This window comes from Janthinobacterium sp. BJB426 (genome assembly GCF_002735705.1).
Lineage (GTDB): Bacteria > Pseudomonadota > Gammaproteobacteria > Burkholderiales > Burkholderiaceae_D > Janthinobacterium.
Genome location: NZ_PDZL01000057.1, coordinates 1 through 806, shown reverse-complemented (window position 1 = coordinate 806; position 806 = coordinate 1). Strand labels below are relative to the sequence as shown.

Annotated in this window: 2 tRNA genes and 1 rRNA gene; all 3 read left to right on the top strand. The window is 48.4% G+C overall.

Annotated features, from left to right (window positions below):
• Positions 1 to 219, top strand: a 16S ribosomal RNA gene (locus CSQ93_RS28515); the annotation flags it as partial.
• A gap of 98 nt (positions 220 to 317) precedes the next feature.
• A tRNA-Ile gene (locus CSQ93_RS28510) sits at positions 318 to 394 on the top strand.
• A 67-nt stretch (positions 395 to 461) separates the two neighbouring features.
• Positions 462 to 537: transfer RNA gene (locus tag CSQ93_RS28505), tRNA-Ala, on the top strand.
• The last annotated feature ends 269 nt before the right edge of the window (positions 538 to 806 follow it).

Here is an 806-nt window from a genome sequence, read left to right as displayed (position 1 = left end):
ACTGCATGAAGTTGGAATCGCTAGTAATCGCGGATCAGCATGTCGCGGTGAATACGTTCCCGGGTCTTGTACACACCGCCCGTCACACCATGGGAGCGGGTTTTACCAGAAGTAGGTAGCTTAACCGCAAGGAGGGCGCTTACCACGGTAGGATTCGTGACTGGGGTGAAGTCGTAACAAGGTAGCCGTATCGGAAGGTGCGGCTGGATCACCTCCTTTCTAGAGTTTGCACGAATCAGAAATGGTTCACGCATCAAATGTTCACACTTATCGGCTGTTTAATTAAGAAGAAACAGTAGTCGTAGTAGTTCCGCGTTGGGGCTGTAGCTCAGCTGGTTAGAGCACCGTGTTGATAACGCGGGGGTCGTTGGTTCGAGTCCAACCAGCCCTACCAGCAAAAACAGACCCGGGGGTAAGGTGGACGCTAGTCCAGCCAGACCTACCAGTATGGAATACCCACAGGGGGATTAGCTCAGCTGGGAGAGCACCTGCTTTGCAAGCAGGGGGTCGTCGGTTCGATCCCGTCATCCTCCACCAAAGTTTTACTCGAAAGCGCAAACGTAAGCCAGTCAACAAGACTTGGGTTTAGGTTTGATCTTTTAGCGATCAAAGCTGTTTCGTTCTTTAACAATCTGGAAGAAGTAAAGATTATTTATTGATCGGTTTGCCGTAAAAAGCAAATCGATGGGTAATGATTGTATGTATCAACAAACAAGCAACAACGTTGTACTTTCTTATCCCTGTAGCGCTCTTTCATTATGCAAATGATGAGAGGCTAACGTTATAGGGACAAGCGAATAAGTGCA